Source organism: Allofournierella massiliensis (assembly GCF_964241245.1).
GTDB classification, from domain to species: Bacteria; Bacillota; Clostridia; order Oscillospirales; family Ruminococcaceae; genus Allofournierella; species Allofournierella massiliensis.
This window is the reverse complement of the sequence record NZ_CAXSWZ010000021.1, coordinates 17,731-43,602: the sequence shown is the minus strand read 5'-3', so window position 1 is coordinate 43,602 and position 25,872 is coordinate 17,731. Positions and strand designations below refer to the sequence as shown.

Here is a 25,872-nt window from a genome sequence, read left to right as displayed (position 1 = left end):
CAGAAAAGAAAAGGCACGCAAGCCCCATTGTTCGGGCTGCGTGCCTTTTTGCTTTCAAATCACCAGCTCGTACAGGCTGGCCCCGGCAATGCCCTCCTGTTCCAGCAGGGCGCGGGCTGCGTTCCGACTGGCCGGGTCATCCCGCCAGGCAAGGCCGCACCCTGCCGTGATGGCAGTGGGCACCGGGATCAATCGCCCGGTCAGCCCTGCCGCCGGAGCCGCCGCCTCAAAGGCGAGGGCCGCCGCGGTGGTGTCGAAGGCGATCACAAGCTGTAAGCTTCTGGGTCTCATGCGTCCTCCATGCAAAGGGTTTCCACAGCGCGAATGGCTGTGTCCACTTCTTCTTCCGTGTTAAAATAGCCGAAGCTGAACCGCACAGCACCCTGCTCCACAGTGCCCATTGCCTTGTGAATCAGCGGGGCACAGTGGGCCCCCGGTCGGGTGAGAATGCCGAACCGCTGGGCCAGTTCGTCGCTCACCAGCGCTGAGTCCCAGTCGCCCAGATTCAGCGCCACGATGGGGGAGCGCTCTTTGACGGAAAAATCTCCGTAACACTTTACACCCGGCAGGTCCTTCACGCCCCAGTAAAACCGGTCGGCCAGCGCCTGTTCCCGGCGGCGGATGGTGTTCAGCCCGGTTTCCTCCAGCCATTCCAGTGCGGCGGCAAGACCGGCAATGCCGTGTCCGTTCAGCGTGCCGGCTTCCAGGGCGGTGGGCATCTGGCTGGGGTGCTCCCGATCAAAGCTGTGCACCCCGCTGCCGCCCACGCAAAGTGGTGCAAGCCGGAGCTTTGGGGACACACACAATCCGCCGGTGCCCTGCGGCCCCAGCAGGCTTTTGTGGCCGGTGAAGCAGAGCACGTCAATGTGCGCCGCCTGCATGTCGATGGCAAAGCAGCCCGCCGTCTGGGAGGCATCCATCACAAAGGGCACACCGTGGGCGGCACATACCGCCCCGATGTGTGCAATGTCCACAAGATCTCCGGTCACGTTGGATGCATGGGTGCAGACCACCAGTTTTGTGTCCGGCCGAAAGGCAGCTTCCAGTCCGTCCAGCGAAAGCTGACCGTTTGCATCCGCGGGCAGAATGGTCAGTTCCGCTCCGCTGCGGTAAAGCGGGCGCAGCACGCTGTTGTGCTCCAGCGCGGTGGTGATGGCATGGCCGCCGCCCGCCAGCAGGCTGGAAAGGGCAAGGTTCAGCGCCGCGGTGGAATTGACGGTGAAGGCCACCTGAGCCGGGCCGTAGCCGTGGAACAGCCTGTCAATACGGCTGCGGGCTTCGTGAATGGTGCGCCCGGCGGCCAGGCTGGCCGAGTGGGCGCCCCGGCCGCAGTTGCCCAAGCCGTTCAGGGCCTCGGTTACAGCCTGCACCACACAGGCGGGCCGATGCAGGCTGGTGGCCGCGTTGTCCAGATAAATCACGGCCGAATCACCCGGGCCGCACCCATCAGCTTCTCCGCAATGGCGTACATGTTGGTCACGCTGCCCACTGCCAGCTGTTCGGTCAGACCGTAGTGGTTCAGGCAGGTGCCGCAGGTCATGATCTCCACGCCCTGGCTTTCCAGCAACTTCAGGTCGGCCAGTGTGGCCGCGCCCTCCACTGACAGCTTCGCGCCGCCGTTGTATAAAAGAATAGTGTCCGGCAGGGTGTCCTGTTCGGTGAGAGCGTAAACGAAGGCTTTCATCAGCGCCTTGCCCAGCACCGGGTCACCACTGCCCATCTCGTCGCTGGCCAGCACTACCACGGTGCCTTTTGCCCGGGCGTCCGGGATGCAGGCGGGAGCAGGCTCGGCAGCCTGGGCGGCGGCAAGGCTCTCTTCGGTCAGAGCCAGCACCACTTCATAATGATCGGATGCCAGTGTGCGGCTTTCGGCGGCCAGCTGCTTCTGACCAGCCATCTTCAACAGATTCTGTACCGCAATGGGGTTGTCCACCGATACGGTCACGCTGTCGCCAGCGGTCATTTTTGCCAGCACTTTTTTTGTTTCCACAACGGGGATGGGGCAGGGCTTGCCCATGGCGTTTACCTGATATTGCATGTTATAAAACCTCGATTCCGGTGAGAAGTAAATTGTGAATAGGGGATAGAGGTGGTCACTCCGTGACGCAAATGATGCCCGGATGCTCGCGGGTTACCCGGCCGATAATGCCGCAGCCAAGCCCCAAAGCCTGCACAGCGGCCAGAGCTTCGTCCGCCCGGTCAGCAGGCAGACTTACCAGCAGTCCGCCGGAGGTCTGGGGGTCGAAGAGCAGCTCCTCCGCCGCAAAGGGGATGTTCTGGAACTCCACCTTGCCTTCCAGATGGTTCCGGTTGCGCTGAGCAGCGGCAGTCAGCAAAAATTCGTCCGCATAGTCCAGCGCCTCGGGAATGCGGGGCAGCGCCTTCCAGTGCAGCTGCGCCCCGCAGCGGCTGGCCAGCATCTCGTTCAGGTGGCCCAGCAGGCCAAAGCCGGTCACGTCGGTGCAGGCGTGGGGCGCAAAGGGCGCCAGAGCTTCGGCGGCATACTTGTTCAGTGTGGTCATACTGGCAATGGCAGCGGCCATCGCTTCCTCGCTGGCCTGGCCCACCCGGTCGGCGGTACACACGATGCCCACCCCCAGTGGCTTGGTAAGAATCAGAACATCATCCGGGCAGCAGGCGTTGTTTTCCAGCACCTTGTCCGGGTGGATGATGCCGGTGACCGACAGGCCGTATTTCACGTCGCTGTCCGCGATGGAATGGCCGCCTGCCAGCACACCACCGGCCTCCCGTACCTTCTCCGCGCCACCCTGCAGGATGCGGCCCAGAATGTTCAGATCCATTTTCTCGGGGAAACACACGATATTCAGCGCGGTTTTTACCGTGCCGCCCATGGCGTAAATATCGCTGAGGGCGTTGGCAGCCGCAATCTGGCCGAAAATATACGGATCCTCCACCATGGGCGGGAAGAAATCCAGCGTCTGTACCATGGCAATGTCATCGGTGAGCTTGTACACCGCGGCATCGTCCGAATGGTCGAAGCCTACCAGCAGATTGGGATCGGTAAAGGGAGGAAGTTTGTCCAGCACATGGGCCAATGCGCCAGGGCCCAGTTTGGCAGTGCATCCGCCACCCTTGCAGAATACAATTGGTTGTTCATTCATAACAATAACGCTCCCTGAAAAATTGGCCCCGCCGCAGCAGGGCCTTTTTGCTTCTATATTATAAGGATAAAGCGTAACGAATGAAAAGTAAAGTGTGATTCCGGGCTAATTTTACAAAGGAAATAAAAATTCCCCTGCTTTTATGGGCAGCAGGGGAAAAAGAAACAAAATCAGCTTTCGGGAGTGGAATTCTGGCCGGCCTGCGCCCGGAGCAGGTCGCGAATTTCGGTCAGCAGTTCCTCGCTGGTGGGAGCAGGAGGTGCCGCGGGAGCTTTGGCTTCCTCTTTTTTCTTTTCGATGCGCAGTTTGGTCATCAGCTTCACGGCGCAGAACACGCAGAATGCAAGGATGACAAATTCCACCACTGTTTGAATGAAATTGCCGTAGGCCAGTACCACCTCGTTGTCGCCCGAGTGGAACACATAGGAAAGTACGGTAAAGTTCACCTGACCGGTGGCAAGGCTGATCAGCGGCATTACGATATCATTCACAAGGCTGGTTACGATTTTGCTGAATGCGCCGCCTACCACAACACCTACGGCCATGTCGATCACATTGCCACGCATGGCAAATTCTTTAAACTCTTTCAAAAACTGTTTCATAACGATTCTCCTTGCTGGAAAACTGGGAAATTATCGGTATGGTGGCCGAACTGGATTCATCATAGCATATTTCCGCAGCGGGGAAAAGAGGGCACTTTACACCAGAGAGCCATCTGCTGCATAGGCTGAAACAGAAAGGGGGGAGGAAAAATGAAATGGGATCAATCCAGTCAAAAAAGCGGGGAGGAAGGGCGCCGCTGCCCGAGGCCCCGCCCGTGCGGTTGCTGCTGTCGGGGGCCGCAGGGAGAGCAAGGGCCGCAAGGCGAGCGGGGGCCACAGGGGGAAACCGGTCAGCCGGGCGAAAACAGCGTTCTGGCGGCGGCATCCTTTTTTGCCTTTGAACGGCGGTTTGAGAATGGTAAGCCCATTCCGCTGGTGACCGGCATGGCAGATGAGACCGGTCAGATCCGGTTGGTGGATGAGACCCGTATTCAGTTGGAGCAGGGCAGATATGCTGTCTGGTACACGGTATCCGCAGTGCTGGAAAAGGAAGGGTATTTTCAGGTTACCCCATCGCAACAGGGAAGCCCACGGCTTGCTTATGGGGTTTATGCCAAAACCGCTGCCCCGCTTGTAACGGCGGGGGGCGCCAATTTTCTGTTGTTGACCGGCACGGAGCCCATGGTGCTGCGATTGCATTACAACAGTAATGTGACCAGCCGTTCCGGGGCGGCATCGGTAATGGTATGGAAGCTGGCTGAGTAATTCTTTGGCAGAGCGCTGCGTAAAGACAAAAGAAAAACCCGGCTCAATGAGCCGGGTTTTTGGTGCGGATGAAGGGACTTGAACCCCCACGGTATCGCTACCACTAGAACCTGAATCTAGCGCGTCTGCCAATTCCGCCACATCCGCATATTCTCTTTCGCATCGGTGCTGTACCTCAGCGACGTGTTTTATTATATCACGCATTCTAGAAAATGCAAGAGTTTTTTTGAATTTTTTTTGAAAAAATTTTTCTGCCGCCCATGAAGCCCTTTGTACCGGCCAAAAAGAAAAGCAGGAAACAGAAAAGCCCGGCTGTAAAAGCCGGGCTTTTCTGGATGGAGCAGATGATGGGAATCGAACCCACACAGCCAGCTTGGGAAGCTGGAGTTCTACCACTAAACTACATCTGCACGGAATCTGCAATTATGGAACAAGATTCAGTATACAGCATGGTGCCCCAAAAGTCAAATGGTTTTTTCGGTCGATGCTTGCCGAACTGCCCGAAAAAACGTATACTGAAAGCACTATTATACCAACCAAACAGGAGGGCTGAAGTTATGAAAACCCCTGCCCGTGTTCTGGCGGTGGCTGCGTGTGCCGCCGCGCTGCTCGTGGTCAGCTGGGGCGTGCCCCATTACTTAATGAATACCGGTGTCCGGGTGGTGTTGCCGCCCCAGAGCGCCGCTTCGCAAGCGTCCGCTTCCGCTGTGCCCACGGCAATCCCGACCCCGCAGCAGCAGGCCGAAGCTGCGCTGGAAGCTCTGCATGCAGCCGGTGCGCCGCAAGACCTTGCTGCCGATTTTCTGCGCTTTTGCGAGGAGCAGTCCCCGGGCATCTGCACCGCGCTGGTGGCCGCAGTGAAAACCGAAGGATACAGCGAGGAGCTGTTCTGGCAGGTCAGCGGCAAAAGCTACCTCTATTATCAGGCGCTCTACACCCAGCCCATGGCGGAAAATGTGCATGATACCGGTGTGACGGATGGTCCGGCGGTGCTGGCCTTCACCGGCGATGTGAACTTTGCCGACGACTGGTATAACATGCTCCACTATGCAAAGACTGCCGGTATCGAGGACTGCTTTGGCGAAAGCCTGCTGGCCGAAATGCGTGCGGCGGATGTGCTTTTGTGCAACAACGAGTTCGCCTTTTCCGACCGGGGCAGCCCCATGCCGGGCAAGCAGTTCACCTTCCGGGCCAAAACCGCCAATGTTTCCATGTGGCAGCAGCTGGGGGCAGATATTGTGGGCCTTGCCAACAACCACTGCTTTGATTATGGCGAGGATGCTTTTCTGGATACTCTGTCCACCCTGCAAGGTGCGAATATTCCCTATGTGGGGGCGGGCAAAAATCTGGAGGAAGCCATGCAGCCCCAGTTCTTTCTGGTGGGCGGTATGAAGATCGGATACGTTGCCTGTACCCGTGCGGAAAAATACATTCTTACCCCGGAGGCGGGGGAAACCAGCCCCGGTGTGCTGCGCTGTTATGACCCGGAGCTTGCAGTGCAGGCCATTCAGACGGCCAGCAAGCAGTGCGATTATCTGGTGGTCTACGTCCACTGGGGTACCGAAGGCTCCACTGTGCTGGAGCAGGCCCAGACCGATCTTGCAACCCGTTTTACCGAGGCAGGGGCGGATCTGATCGTGGGCGCACATCCCCACATTTTGCAGGGAGCGGGCTGGCGGCAGGATACCCCGGTGCTGTACAGCCTGGGCAACTTCTGGTTCAATATGGAAACACTGGACTCCGCCCTTTTAAAGGTAACAGTGAGTGAACCGGGGGCGGCAGGCGCCACGGTACAGCTGCTGCCCTGCATTCAGACCGGCGGCCGGGTGAGCCTTCTGGAAGAAGATGCGGACAGGCAGCGGGTGCTGAACAGTCTGAACGACGTAATGGAAAATGGCTATTTTGATGCGAATGGAAACCTTTGCAAATAAATGATTCAGGGAGGAATCGACCATGAGTGAACACTGTGGCGAGCGGCTTTGTGTGGAGCAGGGCCGCCCGGAAGATGCCCAAGAGCTGCTGGCTGTGCTGCGGCAGGTGGGCTCGGAAACCGATAACCTGACCTTTGGTGCAGAAGGGCCTTCCACCACGGTGGAACAGGAACAGGAGTATTTGCGGGCCATGGCGGAAAACCCCACCAGTGCATTTTTTGTGGCCCGGCTGGATGGACGTATGGTGGGCTCTCTCAGTTTTCGGGCCATGACTCTGGCCCGGGCCAGCCACCGGGCTGAGATCGGCATTTCGGTATTGAAGGAGTGCTGGGGCAAGGGGGTAGGAAGCCGGCTGATGGAGGCGGCGATCGATTTTGCGAAGAACAATGCGGGGGTTGAGATCATTTCGCTGGAAGTACGGGCAGACAACACCCGCGCACAGGCTCTTTATCGCAAATACGGCTTTGAAGAAATCGGTCGATTCCCCGGCTTTTTCAAGATTGACGGTAAATGGATCGACTTTATTTTGATGAATCTCTATCTGTGAGCCCGTGCCGCAGGGCAGCGGGCAGAACGGGCGGGAAAAAGGCGCGAAAAAACGAAAAAATTGCCCCAAAGGGCCCGGTGAGCGGTTGGCGCTGCCGGGCCCTTTGTGCTATAATCGATTCATACAGGCTTTTGCCCGGTGAAGTGTGCACGGCGCGGATAAAACCGGAACAGATCGGGTGGGAAGCAAAAAGCCAAACGCCGTGCAGACACCGAAACCCTGTTTAAGGAGGTTTTTTCAATGGTAACTTGCAGCAAGACCGGCATGTACTACGCCCGCGGTCAGTGGGTGCAGGCAGACGGCGAGGCCCCCACAAAGCTGGCGGCTCTGGGCTTTGATGAAAATGCGGTGAAGGATGCTCATACCGGCACCATTGCCTACGGCATTTTGCAGGCACACAATCAAAGTGGCGCCCCGGAGATGCTGAAGCTGAAATTCGATTCCATGACCAGCCACGACATCACCTTCGTGGGCATTGTGCAGACCGCCCGGGCTTCCGGACTGGAAAAGTTTCCGGTGCCCTATGTGCTCACCAACTGCCACAACAGTCTGTGTGCAGTGGGCGGCACCATCAACGAGGATGACCACCTGTTTGGTCTTTCCGCTGCCAAAAAATATGGTGGCATTTATGTGCCTCCTCACCTGGCGGTTATCCACCAGTATATGCGTGAGATGTACGCCGGCTGCGGCAAGATGATCCTTGGATCGGACAGCCATACCCGTTACGGTGCGCTGGGCACCATGGCCATTGGTGAGGGTGGCGGCGAGCTGGCCAAGCAGCTGCTGGGCCGCACCTACGATGTGGCCCGCCCCGGTGTGGTGGCAGTGTATCTGACCGGCAAGCCCGCAGTGGGTGTGGGCCCGCAGGACGTGGCGCTGGCCATCATCGGCGCGGTGTTCAAAACCGGCTATGTGAAGAACAAGGTGATGGAATTTGTGGGCCCCGGCATTGCTGAGCTGCCTCTGGAATACCGCAGTGGTATTGATGTGATGACCACCGAGACCACCTGTCTGTCCAGCATCTGGTGCACCGACGAGGTCACCCACGATTACCTGACCGTGCACGGCCGCGGCGGCGATTATAAAGCACTGGCCCCGGCGGACCTGGCCTATTACGATGGCCTGGTAGAGGTGGATCTTTCCAAGGTTCGCCCCATGATTGCCCTGCCCATGCACCCCTCCAATGTGTATACCATCGAGGAGCTGAACCAGAATCTGGAGGACATCCTGCACAAGACCGAGGAGGACTGCGCAGCCCTGATGGGCGGCAAGGTCCGGCTGGATCTGGTCAGCAAGATCGAGAACGGCAAGCTGCGGGTGGATCAGGGCGTGATCGCCGGCTGCGCAGGCGGTATGTACTCCAATATCTGCGAGGCAGCCACCATCCTGAAGGATCACACCGGCGGCAATGGGGAGTATGCCCTGAGCGTATATCCCTCCAGCCAGCCCACCATGATGGCTCTGATGAAGAATGGTGCTCTGGCCAGCCTGATGGCAGGCGGCGCCACGGTTCGTACCGCATTCTGCGGCCCCTGCTTCGGTGCGGGCGATGTGCCGGCCAATGGTTCGCTGAGCATCCGTCACACCACCCGGAACTTCCCCAGCCGGGAAGGCTCCAAGCCGGGCAGCGGCCAGATTGCCGGTGTGGCTCTGATGGACGCCCGTTCCATCGCGGCCACCACCCGCAACGGTGGCATCCTGACCCCCGCCACCGACATCGATTACGATCCCACCATTCCGCCCTATGAGTTCGACGATTCCAGCTACCGCAGCCGCGTTTATTCCGGCTACGGCAAGGGCAATTACGACGAGCTGCTGCGCCTTGGGCCCAACATCAAGGACTGGCCGGCCATCCAGCCTCTGCCCGAGAATCTGCTGCTGAAGATCAGCAGCTACATCACCGATCCGGTGACCACCACCGATGAGCTGATTCCCAGCGGTGAGACCAGCTCCTACCGCTCCAATCCTCTGGGTCTGGCCGAGTTCACCCTCAGCCGCAAGGATCCGGAATATGTGGGCCGCGCCAAAGCGGTTCAGGCCGAGGAGGCTGCCCGTGCTGCCGGTGAGGGCAATGCGGATCTGCTGGAGCGCATCCATCAGGTGCCTGGCTGCGGTGAGCTTGACTGGAAACAGCTGGGCATTGCCTCCAGCATCTACGCGGTGAAGCCCGGCGACGGTTCTGCCCGTGAGCAGGCTGCCAGCTGCCAGCGCGTGCTGGGTGCAGGCGCAAACATCGCGGTGGAATATGCCACCAAGCGGTATCGTTCCAACCTGATCAACTGGGGTATGCTGCCTTTCCAGCTGGCCGGCCCCACCCCCTTCGGCCTTGGTGACTATGTGCTGGTTCCCAATGTGCGGGAAGCTCTGGCCGGTGATCTTTCCTGTGTGAAAGCCTATGTGCTCAGCCTGGAAGGGCCGCTGGAATTCCACATGAGCCTGGCTCCGTTGACTGCGGATGAACGGCAGATTCTGCTGGACGGCTGCCTGATCAACTATTATAAGCACGGCTGATTGGCCGCTTTATGCCCCGGTGCTGCCCAAACGCAGCCACCGGGGCGTTTTGCGTCCGGAGGTATCCGACACAAGAATTGTTTGCGTGACGCAAAAAGTATGCTATAATAAAAGTTAATTGCAAAATAATACGTTTTTCACGCCCACGGCCGGTGCCGGTGCGGCGTATCTGCCATTCCGGTCAAAGGAGGGAACTGCCCATGCCCGGCGATCTGCATACTCATACCACATTTTCCGACGGTTCGCTGAAGGCGGACTGGCTGCCCCGGTTGGCAGCGCGTGTCGGTTTAAGCCATCTGGCCATCTCGGACCACGATTCCATGCACTCGGTGCGGTACGGCTATGCCAACCGGATGCGCGAGAATGTGCGCCTGATTCCCGCCACCGAGCTCACCGCATTCGATTTTGAGCGGGGGCGGCGGGTGCATATTCTGTGCTATTGGCCGGACGAAAGCTGCCCGGATCTGATTGCGCACTGCCAGCTGATGGCGGACCGGCGCAACGCGGTTTGCCGCCAGAGCGGCCGGGAACTGGAACAGATCTATCCCCAGTTCCGGCTGGAGGACGCGCTGGCCCTGGCTCAGGACGGCGGTGTGCTGTATAAATCCACCCTGATGCAGGTGTTGTGCGACTACGGCTTGGCGGACGGCATTTATAAGGAAACCTATAAGCCGCTGTTCGGTAAGGGGGGCAAGGTGCTCCACGATCCGGACTACCAGACGGTGGATCAGGTGCTGGAAGTTATCCGCAAGGCCCGGGGTGTGGCGGTGTTCGCCCACCCCAGTGTGTACCAGAGCATGGAGCTGGTCACCGAGCTGGCACTGGCGGGCCGGATTGACGGTATTGAGATTGAGCATCCCCGCAATACCCCTGAGGATAAAAAGGTGCTGTATCAACTGGCGGCTCAGTGCAATCTGCTGGTCACCGGTGGCAGCGATTTTCACGGCCGCAACACCGGCAGCCCACGGGCGCTGGGCATGTGCCGTACCGGTGACGATGCACTGGAGCGGCTGGAACAGCTGGCGCAGGCCCGGAAGGGATGAAAATACAGAAGCGGCGCGTATTTTCCGGCGTCGCTGCCCATAATCAAGCCATACCCGGCGGGCTGCTCTGCAGTATCCGCCGGTTGGAACGGGAGAGGTATTTGCGTGCCTGCCCGTTTGATAGAACACACAGTTACGCACAATAAAAGGAGAAACCCAACATGACCCATACCTATCAGAACCGGGGCGTCTGTTCCCGCAGCACCACTGTTACCCTGAGTGAAAATGGCATTATTCAGGAAGTAAGCGTGGTGGGCGGCTGCAATGGCAACCTGAAGGGCATCTGCCAGCTGCTGCAGGGCATGCCCGCTGCCGAAGCCATCCGCCGCATGGAGGGCACCACCTGCGGCCCCCGTGCCACTTCCTGCCCGGATCAGATCGCCAAGGCCCTGAAGGCCGCTCTGCAGGAAGAGGGCCTGTAAAGCCGGCGTTTGAAAAAGTTCTGAAAAAGCCCGCCTCTGTGGAAACAGGGGCGGGCTTTTTTGTGCGCGGAAGGGGTCTTGTAAAATCGAGTCAATGGGGTACAATGAAGCCAGAAACCCTGACCGGCAGGTCAAGGGGACGAAGAGGGAAAGGGGATGGCAGAATGGACCGGATGCGTCAGCTGCCCAGAGAAAAACGAAAGGCGGTGATGCACGCCGCCATGGAGGTGTTTGCCCAAAGCGATTATAAACGGGCCAGCACCGAGGAGATTGCCCGCAAGGCAGGCATTTCCAAAGGGCTTTTGTTCTATTATTTCAAAAACAAGCAGACACTGTACTTATATCTGGCCCGGTACTTGCAGTCGTTTATTGAACAGAACATGAAGATGGAGCAGATGGTGGGCATCACCGACTTTTTCGATTTGCTGGATTACGGCATGGAGGAAAAGCTGGCCATTCTGCGAAAGCTGCCCTGGGCGCTGGAATTCTCGGTGCGGATGTACTACACCGCTGAGCGGGATATCGGCCCGGCGCTGCAAAAATACCAGGTGCGGGTGCTGGAGGAGCTGTGGGAGCGGTACTTCACCGGAGTGGATCTGGAGAAATTCCGCCCCGGTGTGCAGCCGCGGCAGGTGCTGGATATGCTGGTCTATCTGACCGACGGTTACATCCACTGCCGCCGTATGGAGCAGAAACCTCTGGAACTGGAGGAGCTGGTAAGGGAATACATGGTGTGGCGGGGCATTCTGCGCAGCTATGCCTACAAGGAGGAATATCAATGAGCGAATCGGTGATCACAGTCAGCAATCTGACCAGAGATTACGGCAGGGGTCGGGGTGTGTTCGGGCTGGATTTTGAGGTGAAGCAGGGCGAAGCGTTTGGCCTTCTGGGGCCGAATGGCGCGGGCAAGACCACAACCATCCGCCAGCTGATGGGTTTCGTCCGGCCGGACAGCGGTAGCGCCCGTATTTTCGGAAAAGACTGTTTTACACAGGCAGCCCGGGTACAGCGGCAGGTGGGATATCTGCCCGGAGAACTGGCGCTGATGGACGATATGACCGGTATGGCCTTTATCCGGCTGATGGCGGGGCTGCGGGGGCAGCGTGATCTTTCCCATGCCCTGCAGCTGTGCGCCCGGTTCGGGCTGGATGCGAATCAGAAGATTCGAAAAATGTCCAAGGGAACCAAACAGAAGGTGGGGCTGGTGTGCGCGCTGATGCACCGTCCCCGGCTGCTGATTCTGGATGAACCCACCAGCGGCCTGGATCCGCTGATGCAAAACCAGCTGTGGGAAATTCTTCTGGCGGAAAAACAGCAGGGCGTAACGATCCTTTTGTCCAGTCATATCTTTGAAGAGGTGGAGCGCCTGTGCGATCGGGCGGCCCTTCTGCGCAGCGGACGTGTTGCGGCGGTGGAACAGCTGGGCGAACTGCGAACCAAGGCCAGCCGGGCGTATCAGCTGCGGTTTGAAACTGCGGCGCGGGCGGCGGTGTTTGCGGAGGGCTGGCCCGGTGCGGCGGCAAAGGGCGAGTGGGTGCAGCTGCGCCTTGGCCGGGGTGAACCGGTGGCCCGGCTGCTGGCACAGGCGGCGCAAAGCGGCGTGCAGGATCTGCAGACCCGGCAGGAAAACCTTGAGGATATGTTTTTGCGGATGTATGGGGGGCAGGACAAATGAGCGGAGCGTTGCTGAAAAAGGAGCTGCGGGCAAACGGCCTGCTGGTGGTGATTTTCCTTGGGGTGGTCACTCTGTACGGATCCATGATCACCAGCATGTTCGACCCAAAACTGGGCGACAGCCTGAATACCATGATGGAGAGCATGCCGGAGCTGTTTGCGGCTTTTGGCATGAGCAATCCGGGAGCCAGTCTGACCCAGTTTCTGGCCAATTATCTTTACGGCTTTCTGCTGGTTGCGCTGCCGCTGGTAATGATTCTGATTCTGGTGCAGCGGCTGCTGGTGCGATATATGGAGCGCGGAGCCATGGCCTGGCTGCTGGCCAGCCCGGTGCCCCGCTGGAAGCTGGCTGTTACTCAGGCCTTTGTGCTTGTGGCGGCAGTGGTGCTGCTGGTGGGCTATATGACCGGCCTGTGCGGGGGATTGGCGGAAGTACTGTTCCCCGGTGAGCTGGAATTCGACCGTTTTGCTCTGGTGAATCTGGGCGATCTGGGGCTTTTGCTGTTCTTTGCGGGGCTGTGCTTCTGTTCGGCCTGCCTGTTTCAGAGCAGCAGCCCGGCCCTGTGGGCGGGTGGAGGCCTGTGTGTGGCCTTTGTTCTGCTGGATATGCTGGCCGGTGTGGGGGAAGAAGCGGAGTTTCTGCGCTGGTTTACCCCGGTGACGATGTATGACCCGGTGGCGCTGGCAAATGGAGAAAACATTTTTCCACTGGCGGGGCTGTATCTGGGGGCACTGGCTCTCTTTGTCGCCGGTGTGATGGTTTTTTTCCGTCGGGATATCTGCGTGTGATTCAAAACAGCTCAGCAAGCAGGAAAAAAGTCCTCTTTCCGGTATGCGGATGCCGGAAGGCGGGCTTTTTGCATCGTTCCGGTTTAAAACGTGTATTCGGCGGGCCATACTCTTGCCGGAACGAACAAACGAAGGGAGAACGATGGCAATGAGCTACCGGTTCAAAGGCTTTTCCCGCAGCGCGGCGAAAATGCTGAATCTGGCCCTTTCGCTGGCAGGGCAGCGGGGGCAGCGGCAGGTGAGCACCGGTCATATCCTGCTGGCGATTCTGACCCAGGGGGGAAGCCCGGCGGCCAATCTGCTGGCGGCCCGTGGTGTGACTCCGGCAAAGATTCTGGGAAGGGTGGAGCAGCAGTCGGGGGATGCCGCCTGCCGCCTGAGCCCGAAAAATATGATGGCGGAAAGCTGCAAGGCACTGGATTTTGCGGTGCTGGGGGCCCATGCTGCCCGCATGAAGGAGGCCCAGTGCGAGCATGTGCTCTGCGCCATACTGGAGGACCCCACCTGTACTGCCAGTCGCTGGCTGGCTGAGTTGGGGGTGGACGTGAATGCCGCCGCCAAGGAGTGTCGCCAGCTTTCGGGCCAGCTGGTGCTGCCGCTGCAGCCAAAATTCAGTACCCCGGCCCCCAGCCGGAGCAGCCGGGCCAGCGATAAATACGGCAAGGATCTGACCCGGATTGCGGCGGAGGGCGGGCTGGACCCGGTGTTCTGCCGGGAAAGCGAGCTGGAACGGATGATTGAAATCCTTTGCCGCCGCCAGAAGAATAACCCCTGTCTGGTGGGTGAGCCGGGGGTGGGCAAAACCGCGCTGGCCGAGGCGCTGGCCCAGCGAATTGCCGCAGGCCGGGTGCCGGATACATTGCAGGGCCGCCGGCTGCTCAGTCTGGACATGGCCAGCCTGGTGGCGGGCACCAAATATCGGGGCGATTTTGAGGAGCGGCTGAAAAACCTGCTGGAAGAAATCTGCAGGGAGGGCAACACCATCCTGTTTGTGGATGAACTGCACACGGTAGTGGGGGCGGGCGCAGCGGAAGGCGCCATCGACGCGGCCAATATTCTGAAGCCGCTGTTGGCCCGGGGCGAGCTGCGGATGATCGGCGCCACCACCCAGCAGGAATATCGCCGCTGCATGCAGAAGGATCCGGCGCTGGAACGGCGTTTTGGCCGGGTGCTGGTGGAGGAGCCGGAACCCCGGCAGGCGGTGCAGATCTTGCAGGGGTTGGCTTCCCGATATGAGCGGTTTCATCAGGTGGTGCTGCCCCAGCGCACGCTGGAGGCGGCGGTGGAGCTGTCGGTCCGATATCTGCCGGGGCGCTTTCTGCCGGACAAGGCCATCGATCTGATCGACGAAGCCGCCGCCGCGCTGCACATTCAGAATCAGGGCCAGCCGGGTATGCCCACGCTGGAACCGGATCAGCTGGCGGCAGTGGTGGCCAGAGCCAGTGGAGTGCCTGCCGAACGCATTACCGAGCACCAGCGCCAGAAGCTGGACAAGCTGGAAGAGCGGCTGGCCCAGGCGGTGGTGGGGCAGCCGCAGGCGGTGCACGCGGTGGCCGGAGCGGTGCGCCGGGCCTGCACCGGTCTGCGGGATCAGACCCGGCCCATGGGGGCGTTTCTGTTTCTGGGGCCCACAGGCGTGGGCAAGACGCATCTGGCCCGGGCACTGGCCAGCCAGTGGTTCGGCAGCGAAAAGGCACTGATCCGTTTTGACATGAGCGAATATATGGAGGCTCATGCTGCTGCCCGGCTCATCGGTGCGCCTCCGGGCTATGTGGGGCATGGTGAGGGTGGCCAGCTCACCGAGGCGGTGCGCCGCCGCCCGTACAGTGTGGTGCTGTTCGACGAGATCGAAAAAGCCCACCCGGACGTGCAGAACCTGCTGTTGCAGATTCTGGAGGAAGGCCAGCTGACCGACAGTGAGGGCCGAAAAACCGGCTTTTGCCATTGCATCGTGCTGCTCACCAGCAATCTGGGCGCACGGCATCTGTGCGGGCAGGCGGGAGCACTGGGCTTTGCGGCCGGGCAGGCGGCACAGCTTGCCCGGCAGAAGGAGCTGGCGCTGGAGGAAGCAAAACGCTTTTTCCGGCCCGAGCTGCTGGGCCGGATGGATGAGGCAGTGGTCTTTTCGCCACTGGAAGGGGCGGCACTGGAACAGATTACCGAACAGCTTCTGGATGAACTGGAGCAGCGGGCAGGCCGCAGCGGCTACCGGCTGAGCCATACCCGGGAGCTGACGCAGGAGCTTGCCCGGCGGGGGCGGAGCGCCTACGGAGCCCGGGAGCTGCGCCGTCAGGTGAGCCGGGCGGTGGAGCAGGCTCTGGCCGACAGCATTGCCAGCGGGCAGGCTCAGCCAGGCTCAAGCTATACTGCCTGTGTGCAGCAGGGGCAGGTGTGCCTTCTGCCCGGTCAGCCGCAGGCAGACACCCCTCAACCGGTACAGGTGTAACGAAAAAGGCAGGTCATGCAGACCTGCCTTTTTGCGTTTTCAGACCTTCTTGCGCAGCAGCGAGAAGGAGAAGAAGTTGGTGTAATAAGAAAGGGAATACATCACCGGCCGGGTCAGCTTTGAAAAACTGATCTCATCCATCAGAAGAAGCGCTTCGTGGTCCGGCACCTCCAGCGTTTTCCGGATGGCAGCATCGCCCAGCACAGCGCTGGTGTGGGTGACGGTGCTGGTCACCGAAACGCCGCATACCTCCTCCAGAATATCGAAGATGGGGCGGGCAAAATCCTGCCGCTGGGCGCTTTCATGATCCAGCAGCTTTGCGGGCAGATAGTCCACCGAGTAGATCACCGGCATCTCGCCTGCCAGCACCCGTTTGCGCACCATCAGAACCGGATCACCCACCTCCAGCTCCAGCTGGTGAGCCAGGTGGCTGTCTGCCGTGAGCTGCTGCACCGAGATGCTGTCCGCGTAAGGCGTGTAGCCGGCGGCCCGGATCATGGCACTGTATTCAAATTTCTGGTCCAGACGGTTATCCAGTGCAACGATGCGCCGGTTTACCACGGTGCCGATGCCGCGTACCCGTTCCACATAGCCCTCCCGCTCCAGTTCGGCCAGTGCGTCCCGGATCACGGTGCGGCTGACACCCAGGCGGGCCGCAAGCTCCACCTCGGCGGGCAGCCGCTCACAGCTTTCGTAGGGGCCGGTGCGCATTTCGCGCAGCAGCTGGGCTGCGATCTGCTGACTGATCACCGCACCGCCCAGCGGCCCCGCTTCACCGGTTTTTGCTTTTGCCATATCCAATTGCCTCCTGCACACAAATAAATCATACTTTAGAAAAAGTATAGCACAGCCCGGCCCGGTTGCGCAACAAAAAAGCCCGGGCGGCTGCCAAACAGGAACCGCTCCGGGCAAAAGGCGGAAATCAAACGCCGGCTAAATGTTTGATCTTTTTGTTGTAGCTGCGCCGGAAGAGTGTGAGCGCAAAGCACAGCGAAACTGCTTCAGCAATCAAAAAGGAGTACCACACCAGATCCACATTGCCGGAAAGCGACAGCAGCCAGGCGATGGGCAAAAGCAGCACCAGCTGGCGGAATACACTCATAAGCAGGCTGTGCAGCCCTTCACCCAGCGCCTGGAACAGGCTGCTGAGCACAATGGCAATGCCCGCGAACACAAAGCTCAGCGAGATAATGCGCAGCGCCGGCTCACCGGTGCGGGCCAGATCACCACCATCGCTGAACAGTGCCAGCAGCTGGCCGGGGAACAGCTGGAACAGAGCAGTGCCAAAGATCATGATTACGGTAATGGAAATCATGGCTGTTTTGGTGCAGGCCAGAATGCGCTGCTTTTTGGCTGCGCCATAGTTATAGCCCACAATGGGAACCAGAGCACTGGTCAGGCCGAAGCCGGGCATGAACACAAAGTTCTGCAGCTTGAAATAAATTCCCAGCACAGAGACGGCGGTTTCGGAAAAGCCGGCCAGAATGAAATTCATGCCGAAGGTCATCACGCTGGAGATGCTCTGCATGATGATGCTGGGCAGCCCCACCGAATAGATGCTCTTTACAGTGGGCAAATCAAAGCGGAGGGCGCTGGCACGGAGCCGAACCTCGTTGTTGTGGCGCAGGTTCAGCACCAGAGCCACGCCGCAGCCGATCCACTGACCAATCACGGTGGCTGCGGCTGCGCCGGCAACGCCCATCTTCGGCATACCGAACATGCCAAAGATCAGGATGGGGTCCAGAATGATGTTCACCACAGCGCCGGTGAGCTGGCTGGCCATCTGGTAAACGGTTTTACCGGTCACCTGGATCAGCCGCTCCAGGCAGATCTGTAAAAACATGCCCAGGCTGAACACCAGGCAGATGCGCAGGTAGGCCGCGCCGCCTCCGGCAACCTCCGGATTTTTGGTGAAGAAGCTGAAAAACAGCTCCGAAAAGAACAGGCCGAATACGGCGAATACCGCCCAGCTTGCCACCATCAGCAAAAGGCCGTTGTGGGCCACCCGGTCAGCTGCCTGCCGGTCGCCCTCGCCCAGCCGGCGGCTGAGCAGAGCGTTTACGCCGATGCTGGTGCCAACCGACACCGCGATGGTCAGCATCTGCACCGGGTAGGCGAAGCTCACAGCGGTGAGGGCCGCGTCGCTGAGACGGGCCACAAAGATGCTGTCCACCACGTTATACAGCGCCTGCACCAGCATGCTGATCATGATGGGGAAGGCCATGCCCAGCAAAAGCGGGGTCATCGGCTTGGTTCCCATGATGTTTTCCTTCATTTCACAATCCTCCGTTTTCTCACACAAATCAGCGCCCCGATTTGGGGCAAAACAAAGGAAACGGACCCGAAGGCTCGTTTCCTTTTTTGCAAGCAGATAGGGGCAGTGCGCCCCGTTTTTGGTCACATCCGGCTTTTCAGTCCCCGAATGTCCTGACCCAGAAAGAGAACCGGCTCACAGCTGCCACCCAGACGGCTGGCAATCTTCTCGGTATAGCGGGCTTCAAAGGCCTTGCCGTCCACAATGTTGGTGGTGTAGATGGTGGGCCGCTTTTCCAGAATGCGGGTGTTCAAAAGGTTATAGAAGCAGCTGGACATATAGGGGTTTACATATTCGGTGCCCAGATCGTCCAGAATCAGAAGATCCGCTTCCATCACGGCTTCCAGCAGAGGGCAGCTGTCGGCAAAGCGTTCCCGTTCCAGCTGGCTGAACAGATTCTGGGCGCAGATATACACCACATTGAAGCCTTTTTCCAGAACGATTTTGGCGATGGAAAGCGCGGCATGGGTTTTGCCAAGCCCCGCGTTGCCATACAGAAGAAGATTTGCGCTTTTCAGATCAAACTCCCGGGCGTATGCCTGCAGATAGTTCAAATTGTCCCGCATCAGGGCGCGGATATTTTCGCCGGTGGCCGGGTCGACGGCATCCGGATAAAGCGAAAGATCCATGCTCTCAAAGCTGCACAGGCTCAGGTGTGTTTCCTCGCTGATCTCCTGCCAGCGCAGCTGCCTTGCCAGCTTGCCCACACAGGGGCACAGGCGGCCGTTCACCATGCCGGTGTCCTGGCAGTCCGGGCATACATAGCGGGGTTCCAGGCTTTGGGGGCCGTAGCCGTTTTCGGCAAGCAGCCGGTTGATGTCTGCCTGGGTCTGGCGGCGTTGTTCGGCCACTGCCTGACGCTCGGCTTCCGGTGCGCCTTTTGCGGCCAGCTCCATGGTGCGCAGCCCCAGAGCCCGCACCTGCGCTTCCAGTTCACCCAGCCGGGGCAGAGCAGCCAGTGCTCCGGCCCGGCGTTCCTGGGCCTGAGTTACCGCCCGCTGGCGGCGGCTGGCCACCTGGCGCAGAGCTTCCCGATACAGTTCATTTTTGGTGCGCATGGCTTATTCCTCCCGTTTCAGGCGCAGCGGACGGCGTGCGGGCCGCTGCAGGATGTCGTTGCCGCTGGGGGCCTGACGGTCTACCCGCACATTTGCACCAGCCAGCGATCCGCCGCCCCGGGCGTCGGTGGGGGTGCGCCAGCCCTTGGCGTACCAGCTTTTCAGAATACCATTGATGTATTTGGGGTCCTTGCTGCCGTTGCCGTGAAGCACCGCTTCCTCCACCATGGCGTCCGAGTAACCGAATTCCTCATACCAGCGGCGGATGCACCGCTTGTCCGCCAGGGTAAGCGCGCCCACAGGCATGCCCAGAATGGCGGCGGCTTTTTCCTCCCGCTGGCTTCGCTCCTTCAGCCGCTGGAGGTATTCTTCCGCCTCCTGACCGGTGGTCACGCCTTCCTGCGCCCAGCGATCCAGCTCCCGTTCCAGCTGGGTCACCGAATGGCGGCCCTGGCTGGCGATGTGGGCTGCACACAGCAGAATCACATCCACCGGGATGCTTTCATTCACATACAGCGACACCAGCCGCTGGATGTCCTTCTGGCCCAGGCTCTGGCCCAGATAGGTCTGCGCCTCGGTGGCAAGAGTGCTCACCATGGGGTCACGCATGGCGGCCATGCGCAGCTCCTCAGCGGTGAGCGGCGGCTGCTTGACAGGCAGAGGGGCGGGAGGGGTGGCGTCCCGCTCCAGCTCCAGAAGACCTACTCCATGCCAGAAATCCAGTGCCTTCTGGGCGGCCTGCACGTTCTTCAGGGCCAGAGCGTGGGCAATGTCCTTGGGATCGGTGCTGTGGGTGGCCAGAATGTAAAGGGCCACCCGCATGTGGTCGCCGGTGGCACGGGTGAGGTTGGTGAAGATCAGCTGTGGCACGGCGATGGAATCGCCGGTCTGGCTGCGCAGGCGGTAGGTCATAGGGCAAGGGCTCCTTTTTGTTCAAACAGGCATGGAATGCGGCGGGCATACGGCAAAGCCGCCGGCAGCCCATAAAAATACATCATAAAGCATACCACAAAATCGCTGTGCTGACCAGTGCCAGACGGCAAAAAAAGCCGGGAGAAAGGGGTGGCAAAGGAGGACGAATTGACAAACCGGCCCGGGACGTGTACCATTTATTTATAGAACGGCAGTAGGGGAAACCAGTGCCCGCGCCGGGGCGGAGAGGCGGATAGAGAAGATGAAGATCGCAATCGTGACCGATACAAACAGTGGCATTTCGGAAAAGGAAGCCCAGAAGCTGGGGGTTTACTGCCTGCCCATGCCCTTTTCGGTGGACGGGCAGTGGATGCTGGAGGGCGTGGATCTGACAGCGGAGGAGTTCTACCGGCTGCAGGCGGCCGGCGCCAACATTACCAGCAGTCAGCCCAGCCCGGAAACGGTGACCAACCTGTGGGATCGGCTTCTGAACGATTATGAGGCGGTGGTGCACATTCCCATGAGCAGTGGGCTGAGCGGAACCACCGCCACCGCGGCAGCACTGGCAACGGAATATGGTGGCCGGGTGCAGGTGGTGGATAATAAGCGCATTTCGCTGCCCCAGCGCCAGTCGGTGCTGGATGCGCAGGTGCTGGCAAAGCGCGGCCTGACTGCGGCTCAGATCAAGCAGAATCTGGAGGAGAACGCGTTAAAGGCCAGCGTTTATCTGACGGTGGATACCCTGAAATATCTGAAAAAGGGCGGTCGGGTTACCCCGGCGGCGGCTGCCATCGGCACCGTTCTGAACATCAAGCCTCTTTTGCAGATTCAGGGCGGCGGCATCGATGCCTACGGAAAGGTGCGCGGGCTGGCACAGGCACAGGACAAGCTGCTGGATGCCATCTGTGCCGATCTGACCGGACGTTTTGCCGGGATGCCCATGCACATCGGCGTGGCCTATTCCGGCGCACCGGAGGTGGGCAAAAAATGGCAGAAGTACGTGCAGGAGCGCTTCCCCCGCTGCAAGGTGCAGTGCAGTGCGTTGGGCCTGAGCATTGCCTGCCACACCGGCCCGGGTGCGCTGGGTGTGGGCTGCTATTATTACGAAGAATAAAATTGAATGGCAAAAGGGTGTGCCCCGGAATTCGGGGCACACCCTTTTTTCGTGTTCCGATTGCTTGCGGCCAGGCATTTCACAGCTGTTCCCGGATACGGCCCAGCGCGTTTTTCTCCAGTCGGCTCACCTGGGCCTGACTGATGCCGATTTCCCGGGCCACCTCCATCTGAGTTTTGCCCGCCAGATACCGCAGAGCCATGATTTTTTTCTCACGCTCGCTGAGCTGGTGCACTGTGTCCCTGAAAAGAATTTCGCTGATCCAGCTGTCCTCACCGTCGTTTTCGCCCACCTGATCCATCACATACATGGCGTCGCCCGCGTCGTTGTAGACCGGCTCGTACAGGCTTACCGGCTCCACCACGCTTTCCAGCGCCAGTGTCACTGCCCGCTCGGGCATTTCCAGCCGGGCGGCAATTTCCCGGATGCGGGGTTCCCGCCCCAGCTCCTTTTGCAGCTGCTCCTTGGTCTGCATGGCCCGATAGGCGGTGTCCCGCATGGAACGGCTCACCCGCAGAGGATTGTTATCCCGCAGAAAGCGGCGGATCTCGCCCACGATCATGGGTACACCATAGGTGGAAAAACGCACGTTCAGCTCCGGGTCGAAGTTGTCGATGGCCTTGATCAGCCCGATACAGCCCACCTGAAACAGATCGTCCATGCACTCGCCCCGGCCGGAAAAACGCTGTACCACGCTGAGCACCAGCCGAAGGTTGCCGCGAATCATGGTCTGCCGTGCGTTGTCGTCGCCCTCGTGTGCGGCACGCAGCAGCTGCCGTTTCTCCGCTTCGGTCAGCACCGGCAGGCGGGAGGTATCCACGCCGCACAGCTCCACTTTGTTGTAATACAAGCTCATTCACACTCCAAACAGGCAAGGGTGCCTGTTCAGAGTATGGCCGCGCCAGGAGAAAAGCAGTCAGCGTAGTGGCTGGCAAAATCAGGGCGCACAGCCGCAAAAAAGCAGGAATATACGTATAGCGTTCACATAAAAGCGTTTTCCGGCATACTGTGAACACAAACGATGCAAGGGAGTGGATGCAAATATGACCTCGGAACTCTGGCTTTTATGCTGTATGGCTGTGGTGATTCTGCTCACGGCGGGGCTGGCCTTTCTGTGGGCGGTGTTTTATGACCGCTGCGCAAAGGAAAAACGGATGCTGGAACGACCGGATTTCACCGAAAAGGCCGGCTTTGCGGTGACGCGGCTGCCCGGTGCCCCCTATCTGCGGCTGGACCGGGTCTATCTTCTGGGGCGGCGCGTGGGGCAGCTGGAGTTCTTTATCCAGCCCAACTGGACGGCGGTGCTGCGGGTAGCTCCGGAAAATGAGGAGCTGCGGATGTGGGAGCTGGATCTGCCGGAATACGACCAGCTTACGGTGCGGCCGGTGAGCGGGGTGCGCACCGAGCTGCGGCAGGCACCGGGCGGCGGGGCGCTGGCCTGTTGGCAGCGGGACGGCTTCTGCTACGGTTTGTATCTGCCGGCGGGGGAAATGGGCCTTGCGGGCAGTCTGCTGGAGCTCTTTGCAGCGGACTGCCGGTGTGAAATTACCCGCTGAAAACCGGGGCCGGGCAAATCTTTCTGCCCGGCCCCGGCTCTGATGTTCACAGGGATTTTTCCAGCTCCCGGCGCAGCCGCAGGATAATCCGCTTTTCCAGCCGGGAAATATAGCTCTGCGAGATGCCGATGGCATCTGCCACTTCCTTCTGGGTGCGCTCAATGCCGTCGGCCAAACCGAAGCGCATCTGCATGATCTGCCGCTCACGAGGCGCCAGCCGGGCCACCGCCTGACGCAGCATGTCTTTTTCCGCGTCCTGTTCCAGCTGAGCGCTGATCTGGTTCTGGTCGCTTCCCAATACATCCGAGAGAAGCAGCTCGTTGCCGTCGCCGTCGGTGTTCAGAGGCTCGTCGATGCTGGCCTCCTGGCGGCGGTTGCTGCTTTTGCGCAGATACATCAGAATTTCGTTTTCGATGCAGCGGCTGGCATAGGTGGCCAGCTTGATGTTTTTTGAGGGCACAAAGGTGTTTACCGCCTTGATCAGCCCGATGGTGCCGATGGAGATGATGTCCTCCACCGAAACATTGCTGCCCTCAAATTTTTTTGCAATGTATACCACCAGCCGCAGGTTGTGAGTGATCAGGATGTCCCGGCAGCTCTGGCGGCCCTCCTCCAGCCCGGCGAACACCAGCTTTTCCTCGGCGGGGGTCAGGGGAGGAGGCAGAGTTTCCGGCCCGTTTATGTAGTAGACTGCGTCCGGAAGGCAAAGCCAGCGAAGCAATGCGTGCCAGACGCGCAAAAACCAACTGCATTTCATTCAACAGCACTCCTTTCCCGTCCGGCCGATGCGGCAGGCTCTCGCAGGGGCCGGGTGGTGTGATAAAATTCTTTGCCAAACAGTGCCTGCACCGAACCGTCTGCCAGAGTCTGGTCGGTGAACACCACAAGCACCCGTTCGGCCTGACGGGGGTTCCCCGGGCCGGAAAGCCGGGCAAAAAATCCCCCCACGGCGGGAAGCGTGCGCATGCCCCCGGCGGTTTTGCAGGGAATCAGCCGTACCGGTATCCCGGGAGGGAACTCCGGGCAGGCCCCGGCAAAATAACGCTCCAGAAAGACGGAAATGGCCGGGGGCAACGTGCCGCGCAGGCTGCTATAACTCACCAGTATCGGGGACTGACCGCTCAAAGGATCCCGCAGCAGAAAGCCGGTGTCAAGCAGGGCGTTCAGTGGCGGGGCGTTTGCCCCGTTCAGCGAAAGGCGCAGCTGCCAGTTTTCGGTGTCTTTGGGCGCGCCGAACAGCGCCAGCACCAGTCGCAGAACAAAATATACCCCGGCGGCGCTTCCCACAAGCAGGGTGGGGGAAACCGCCCAGTATACGGCAAGATTGTTGGTTTGAACGCCCAGTGGCAGATCCCGGCTCAAAGCCAGCAGTACCGCCCCTGCCAGCCCCATGTTCAGAAGAAAGTACCACACTGTCTGGCGGGCAAAGCCCCGCCAGCCCCGGAAAGGAAAGGCTGCCCGGCATATTCCGGCGGCACTGACCGCCTGATAGAGGATGCACGCGGCAGCGGGCATGGGCGGAGCCAGCAGAATCAGGGTGGACAGCGCGGCCGGCACAGCCCCGGCGCAGGTGCGCAGAAAGCCCGGGGGCGCGCCGCAGAGAAACCCCACGGCACGCAAAAGCAGATATGCCACCAGAAAATTCACCAGCAACAGGACATCCAGATAGATCACGGTTTTCACGGCTGCATCCCGCTCCTTTCACAGGGCATGTTCACCCGCTGTGATTTCGATTGTAGCGCGGCAGCGGAGAAAAAACTGTCAAAAAAATCAGGACGCCATGCGCCTTCCCGATGAGAGGGAAAGTGCACAGCGTCCTGCTGTTTTTGGGGGGATTACCAGAGCAGATGTTCCTTGATGGGAATGCCGCAGGTGTTCAGCGCCCGGATGAAGGAGGAGCTGCCCTTGTAGTGGATGCCGGTGATGCCAAGATCAAAGGCGGCAGTGGTGTTGGGCTTGCTGTCGTCCACAAAAATGGTCTCGGAGGGGATCAGCTGGCAGCGTTCCAGCAGCAGCTTGTAAATGGCCGGATCCGGCTTGGTCAGCTTTACTTCACAGGAAGCGATACCGCCGTCGAACAGGGGCCAGAAATCCCGTTGGCGAATCTCGTCGATCACGTCCTGCGGGATGTTGGACAGGTAATAGATGGAAAAGCCCATTTTCTTCAGCCGCTTGATTACTTCCACGGTTTTGCGGCGGGTTTTGAGCATGCGGGCCCAGTCGTCCAGTACGCTTTGTACTTCAAAGGCGCAGCCCTCAGCCCTGGCTTTTTCCAGCATGCGTGCGTTGCCCTCGGCCCGGCTCAGCTGCCCGGCGTCCAGCAGCGTCCATTCTTCGCTGCCGAAGGTCAGATCGAACACCTTGTGCTCAATTTCCTCATTATAAAAGCGTTCCAGCAAAAACTCCCGGGGATTGAAATCAACCACAACGCCCCCCAGGTCGAAGATGATGTTTTTATACATAAGGCCAGATTCTCCTTTTTCTCCTTTGCAATCATCCAAGGGCGCAGGGCCCGGGGATATTGTTTTTATTATACACGATTTTCTGCGCCGGGCCAATGCCCCGACAAAACTTTGGGAATCGGGCGTCGGTTTTGAGCATATCAATGAAAGAAAATAGAAAGAGGGGGCGATGGACCATGACATTGCGGCAGCTGTGTAAAAAGGATGTGGTGCAGCTGGGCTCCGGCGTAAAACTGGGCCGGGCCGATGATCTGGAGCTGGAGATGGGCAGCGCGCAGGTGTGCAGCCTGATTCTGCGGGGGCGGCCCCGCTGGTTCGGGCTGCTGGGCCGGGGAGAGGATATGGTCATCCCCTGGCAGCAGATTGAGACCATAGGCGAGGACGTGATTCTGGTGAACTGCCCGGTGCAGGATCTACCTCCACGGCCGGAGGAAGATGGGCTTCGGGCGATTTTTCACAATTTTGTAAGCAGCTGATAACTTGCGCGGCCCACAGGGCACGGCGTATAATAAACAGCGTTTCCATTTACTACGGGATTTGCAGGAAAAACACCCCCAAAGGTGGGATTGCCCGGGAAATGAAAAAAATACCGCTGTTGTTTCGTTTTCTTTTTCAGCAAAGTAAACAGAAACATCGAAGCGCGGGGAAGGGCACCGGTACAGGC

Annotated in this window: 26 protein-coding genes and 2 tRNA genes; 13 read left to right on the top strand and 15 right to left on the bottom strand. The window is 59.6% G+C overall.

From position 1 onward, the window contains the following. Positions 1-54: 54 nt before the first annotated feature. The 5 genes from ACESYO_RS11470 to mscL form a co-directional block, all read right to left on the bottom strand. Entirely contained in the window at positions 55-291 is a 237-nt protein-coding gene (locus tag ACESYO_RS11470; RefSeq protein ID WP_058966556.1) for a DUF3343 domain-containing protein, read from the bottom strand. Further along, entirely contained in the window at positions 288-1,421 is a 1,134-nt protein-coding gene (locus ACESYO_RS11465; RefSeq protein WP_373210041.1) for an aminotransferase class V-fold PLP-dependent enzyme, read from the bottom strand. The genes ACESYO_RS11470 and ACESYO_RS11465 overlap by 4 nt, the downstream gene beginning before the upstream one ends. Further along, entirely contained in the window at positions 1,418-2,038 is a 621-nt protein-coding gene (gene yedF, locus ACESYO_RS11460) for a sulfurtransferase-like selenium metabolism protein YedF (RefSeq protein WP_058966552.1), read from the bottom strand. The genes ACESYO_RS11465 and yedF overlap by 4 nt, the downstream gene beginning before the upstream one ends. 55 nt (positions 2,039-2,093) lie before the next feature. After that, entirely contained in the window at positions 2,094-3,122 is a 1,029-nt protein-coding gene (gene selD, locus ACESYO_RS11455; RefSeq protein WP_283128615.1) for a selenide, water dikinase SelD, read from the bottom strand. 170 nt (positions 3,123-3,292) lie between these two features. Next, on the bottom strand, positions 3,293-3,724 hold the full coding sequence (gene mscL / locus ACESYO_RS11450) for a large-conductance mechanosensitive channel protein MscL (protein ID WP_283128614.1): 432 nt from the start codon (positions 3,722-3,724) through the stop codon (positions 3,293-3,295). Between the two features lie 150 nt (positions 3,725-3,874). Here mscL and ACESYO_RS11445 point away from each other — a divergent pair, with 150 nt between their 5' ends. Beyond that, entirely contained in the window at positions 3,875-4,429 is a 555-nt protein-coding gene (locus ACESYO_RS11445; RefSeq protein WP_283128613.1) for a hypothetical protein, read from the top strand. A gap of 60 nt (positions 4,430-4,489) precedes the next feature. Here ACESYO_RS11445 and ACESYO_RS11440 read toward each other — a convergent pair. Both ACESYO_RS11440 and ACESYO_RS11435 read right to left on the bottom strand, forming a co-directional pair. Next, positions 4,490-4,576 (bottom strand) — tRNA-Leu (locus tag ACESYO_RS11440). 189 nt (positions 4,577-4,765) lie between these two features. Then, positions 4,766-4,839 (bottom strand) — tRNA-Gly (locus ACESYO_RS11435). 147 nt (positions 4,840-4,986) lie between these two features. Here ACESYO_RS11435 and ACESYO_RS11430 point away from each other — a divergent pair. The 9 genes from ACESYO_RS11430 to ACESYO_RS11390 all read left to right on the top strand — a co-directional run bounded on the left by ACESYO_RS11430 (position 4,987) and on the right by ACESYO_RS11390 (position 15,792). Then, positions 4,987-6,360 (top strand): CapA family protein, encoded by a 1,374-nt coding sequence (locus ACESYO_RS11430; protein ID WP_283128612.1) that lies wholly within the window; start codon positions 4,987-4,989, stop codon positions 6,358-6,360. A gap of 22 nt (positions 6,361-6,382) precedes the next feature. Beyond that, positions 6,383-6,907 (top strand): GNAT family N-acetyltransferase, encoded by a 525-nt coding sequence (locus ACESYO_RS11425; protein WP_346671885.1) that lies wholly within the window; start codon positions 6,383-6,385, stop codon positions 6,905-6,907. Between the two features lie 240 nt (positions 6,908-7,147). Continuing rightward, positions 7,148-9,418: a hydratase gene (locus ACESYO_RS11420; protein ID WP_283128610.1), complete on the top strand. Its 2,271-nt coding sequence runs from the start codon at positions 7,148-7,150 to the stop codon at positions 9,416-9,418. A gap of 200 nt (positions 9,419-9,618) precedes the next feature. Then, positions 9,619-10,461: a PHP domain-containing protein gene (locus ACESYO_RS11415; protein ID WP_283128609.1), complete on the top strand. Its 843-nt coding sequence runs from the start codon at positions 9,619-9,621 to the stop codon at positions 10,459-10,461. 161 nt (positions 10,462-10,622) lie between these two features. Further along, positions 10,623-10,883, top strand: coding sequence for a TIGR03905 family TSCPD domain-containing protein (locus ACESYO_RS11410; protein WP_058966503.1), 261 nt, complete (start codon positions 10,623-10,625; stop codon positions 10,881-10,883). 164 nt (positions 10,884-11,047) lie between these two features. Next, on the top strand, positions 11,048-11,665 hold the full coding sequence (locus tag ACESYO_RS11405) for a TetR/AcrR family transcriptional regulator (RefSeq protein WP_283128608.1): 618 nt from the start codon (positions 11,048-11,050) through the stop codon (positions 11,663-11,665). Continuing rightward, positions 11,662-12,558: an ABC transporter ATP-binding protein gene (locus ACESYO_RS11400; RefSeq protein WP_283128607.1), complete on the top strand. Its 897-nt coding sequence runs from the start codon at positions 11,662-11,664 to the stop codon at positions 12,556-12,558. The genes ACESYO_RS11405 and ACESYO_RS11400 overlap by 4 nt, the downstream gene beginning before the upstream one ends. Then, entirely contained in the window at positions 12,555-13,346 is a 792-nt protein-coding gene (locus ACESYO_RS11395) for an ABC transporter permease subunit (protein WP_283128606.1), read from the top strand. The genes ACESYO_RS11400 and ACESYO_RS11395 overlap by 4 nt, the downstream gene beginning before the upstream one ends. A 148-nt stretch (positions 13,347-13,494) precedes the next feature. Further along, positions 13,495-15,792, top strand: a complete 2,298-nt coding sequence (locus ACESYO_RS11390) for an ATP-dependent Clp protease ATP-binding subunit (RefSeq protein ID WP_373210042.1) — start codon at positions 13,495-13,497, stop codon at positions 15,790-15,792. Between the two features lie 39 nt (positions 15,793-15,831). On the opposite strand, the gene ACESYO_RS11385 is transcribed toward ACESYO_RS11390, so the two are convergent. The 4 genes from ACESYO_RS11385 to ACESYO_RS11370 all read right to left on the bottom strand — a co-directional run bounded on the left by ACESYO_RS11385 (position 15,832) and on the right by ACESYO_RS11370 (position 20,076). Beyond that, the gene (locus ACESYO_RS11385) at positions 15,832-16,587 is read right to left on the bottom strand and encodes a GntR family transcriptional regulator (RefSeq protein ID WP_283128739.1); all 756 of its coding nucleotides are present in this window, start codon (positions 16,585-16,587) and stop codon (positions 15,832-15,834) included. A gap of 127 nt (positions 16,588-16,714) precedes the next feature. Further along, positions 16,715-18,067, bottom strand: coding sequence for an MATE family efflux transporter (locus ACESYO_RS11380; protein WP_373210043.1), 1,353 nt, complete (start codon positions 18,065-18,067; stop codon positions 16,715-16,717). A 122-nt stretch (positions 18,068-18,189) separates the two neighbouring features. Then, positions 18,190-19,164: an ATP-binding protein gene (locus tag ACESYO_RS11375; RefSeq protein WP_346672028.1), complete on the bottom strand. Its 975-nt coding sequence runs from the start codon at positions 19,162-19,164 to the stop codon at positions 18,190-18,192. 3 nt (positions 19,165-19,167) lie between these two features. Beyond that, positions 19,168-20,076, bottom strand: a complete 909-nt coding sequence (locus ACESYO_RS11370) for a DnaD domain protein (RefSeq protein WP_132587461.1) — start codon at positions 20,074-20,076, stop codon at positions 19,168-19,170. 262 nt (positions 20,077-20,338) lie between these two features. Between ACESYO_RS11370 and ACESYO_RS11365 the strand changes: the two genes are divergently transcribed. Next, a complete protein-coding gene (locus ACESYO_RS11365; RefSeq protein ID WP_058966484.1) occupies positions 20,339-21,190 on the top strand; it encodes a DegV family protein in 852 nt (283 codons plus the stop codon). A 79-nt stretch (positions 21,191-21,269) separates the two neighbouring features. Here the strand turns inward: ACESYO_RS11365 and sigG are convergent, their stop codons facing one another. Then, positions 21,270-22,046, bottom strand: coding sequence for an RNA polymerase sporulation sigma factor SigG (gene sigG / locus ACESYO_RS11360; RefSeq protein ID WP_317407570.1), 777 nt, complete (start codon positions 22,044-22,046; stop codon positions 21,270-21,272). A 187-nt stretch (positions 22,047-22,233) separates the two neighbouring features. Here sigG and ACESYO_RS11355 point away from each other — a divergent pair, with 187 nt between their 5' ends. Further along, positions 22,234-22,746: a hypothetical protein gene (locus tag ACESYO_RS11355; RefSeq protein WP_058966482.1), complete on the top strand. Its 513-nt coding sequence runs from the start codon at positions 22,234-22,236 to the stop codon at positions 22,744-22,746. A 46-nt stretch (positions 22,747-22,792) separates the two neighbouring features. On the opposite strand, the gene sigE is transcribed toward ACESYO_RS11355, so the two are convergent. The 3 genes from sigE to ACESYO_RS11340 all read right to left on the bottom strand — a co-directional run bounded on the left by sigE (position 22,793) and on the right by ACESYO_RS11340 (position 25,208). Beyond that, a complete protein-coding gene (sigE, locus tag ACESYO_RS11350) occupies positions 22,793-23,503 on the bottom strand; it encodes an RNA polymerase sporulation sigma factor SigE (RefSeq protein WP_058966480.1) in 711 nt (236 codons plus the stop codon). Next, entirely contained in the window at positions 23,500-24,429 is a 930-nt protein-coding gene (locus tag ACESYO_RS11345; RefSeq protein ID WP_346672025.1) for a sigma-E processing peptidase SpoIIGA, read from the bottom strand. The genes sigE and ACESYO_RS11345 overlap by 4 nt, the downstream gene beginning before the upstream one ends. 152 nt (positions 24,430-24,581) lie before the next feature. Continuing rightward, positions 24,582-25,208, bottom strand: a complete 627-nt coding sequence (locus ACESYO_RS11340) for an HAD family hydrolase (RefSeq protein ID WP_283128746.1) — start codon at positions 25,206-25,208, stop codon at positions 24,582-24,584. Between the two features lie 176 nt (positions 25,209-25,384). Between ACESYO_RS11340 and ACESYO_RS11335 the strand changes: the two genes are divergently transcribed. After that, a complete protein-coding gene (locus tag ACESYO_RS11335) occupies positions 25,385-25,684 on the top strand; it encodes a YlmC/YmxH family sporulation protein (RefSeq protein ID WP_346672024.1) in 300 nt (99 codons plus the stop codon). The last annotated feature ends 188 nt before the right edge of the window (positions 25,685-25,872 follow it).

Coding starts and splice junctions, on each gene's coding strand:
- ACESYO_RS11370 (WP_132587461.1), bottom strand. CDS start 20,076: ATGACCTACCGCCTGCGCAGCCAGACCGGCGATTCCATCGCCGTGCCA.
- ACESYO_RS11335 (WP_346672024.1), top strand. CDS start 25,385: ATGACATTGCGGCAGCTGTGTAAAAAGGATGTGGTGCAGCTGGGCTCC.
- ACESYO_RS11415 (WP_283128609.1), top strand. CDS start 9,619: ATGCCCGGCGATCTGCATACTCATACCACATTTTCCGACGGTTCGCTG.
- ACESYO_RS11340 (WP_283128746.1), bottom strand. CDS start 25,208: ATGTATAAAAACATCATCTTCGACCTGGGGGGCGTTGTGGTTGATTTC.
- mscL (WP_283128614.1), bottom strand. CDS start 3,724: ATGAAACAGTTTTTGAAAGAGTTTAAAGAATTTGCCATGCGTGGCAAT.
- ACESYO_RS11380 (WP_373210043.1), bottom strand. CDS start 18,067: ATGAAGGAAAACATCATGGGAACCAAGCCGATGACCCCGCTTTTGCTG.
- ACESYO_RS11385 (WP_283128739.1), bottom strand. CDS start 16,587: ATGGCAAAAGCAAAAACCGGTGAAGCGGGGCCGCTGGGCGGTGCGGTG.
- ACESYO_RS11410 (WP_058966503.1), top strand. CDS start 10,623: ATGACCCATACCTATCAGAACCGGGGCGTCTGTTCCCGCAGCACCACT.
- ACESYO_RS11375 (WP_346672028.1), bottom strand. CDS start 19,164: ATGCGCACCAAAAATGAACTGTATCGGGAAGCTCTGCGCCAGGTGGCC.
- yedF (WP_058966552.1), bottom strand. CDS start 2,038: ATGCAATATCAGGTAAACGCCATGGGCAAGCCCTGCCCCATCCCCGTT.
- ACESYO_RS11420 (WP_283128610.1), top strand. CDS start 7,148: ATGGTAACTTGCAGCAAGACCGGCATGTACTACGCCCGCGGTCAGTGG.
- selD (WP_283128615.1), bottom strand. CDS start 3,122: ATGAATGAACAACCAATTGTATTCTGCAAGGGTGGCGGATGCACTGCC.
- ACESYO_RS11430 (WP_283128612.1), top strand. CDS start 4,987: ATGAAAACCCCTGCCCGTGTTCTGGCGGTGGCTGCGTGTGCCGCCGCG.
- ACESYO_RS11405 (WP_283128608.1), top strand. CDS start 11,048: ATGGACCGGATGCGTCAGCTGCCCAGAGAAAAACGAAAGGCGGTGATG.
- ACESYO_RS11395 (WP_283128606.1), top strand. CDS start 12,555: ATGAGCGGAGCGTTGCTGAAAAAGGAGCTGCGGGCAAACGGCCTGCTG.
- sigG (WP_317407570.1), bottom strand. CDS start 22,046: ATGAGCTTGTATTACAACAAAGTGGAGCTGTGCGGCGTGGATACCTCC.
- ACESYO_RS11365 (WP_058966484.1), top strand. CDS start 20,339: ATGAAGATCGCAATCGTGACCGATACAAACAGTGGCATTTCGGAAAAG.
- ACESYO_RS11400 (WP_283128607.1), top strand. CDS start 11,662: ATGAGCGAATCGGTGATCACAGTCAGCAATCTGACCAGAGATTACGGC.
- ACESYO_RS11355 (WP_058966482.1), top strand. CDS start 22,234: ATGACCTCGGAACTCTGGCTTTTATGCTGTATGGCTGTGGTGATTCTG.
- ACESYO_RS11425 (WP_346671885.1), top strand. CDS start 6,383: ATGAGTGAACACTGTGGCGAGCGGCTTTGTGTGGAGCAGGGCCGCCCG.
- ACESYO_RS11445 (WP_283128613.1), top strand. CDS start 3,875: ATGAAATGGGATCAATCCAGTCAAAAAAGCGGGGAGGAAGGGCGCCGC.
- sigE (WP_058966480.1), bottom strand. CDS start 23,503: ATGAAATGCAGTTGGTTTTTGCGCGTCTGGCACGCATTGCTTCGCTGG.
- ACESYO_RS11470 (WP_058966556.1), bottom strand. CDS start 291: ATGAGACCCAGAAGCTTACAGCTTGTGATCGCCTTCGACACCACCGCG.
- ACESYO_RS11390 (WP_373210042.1), top strand. CDS start 13,495: ATGAGCTACCGGTTCAAAGGCTTTTCCCGCAGCGCGGCGAAAATGCTG.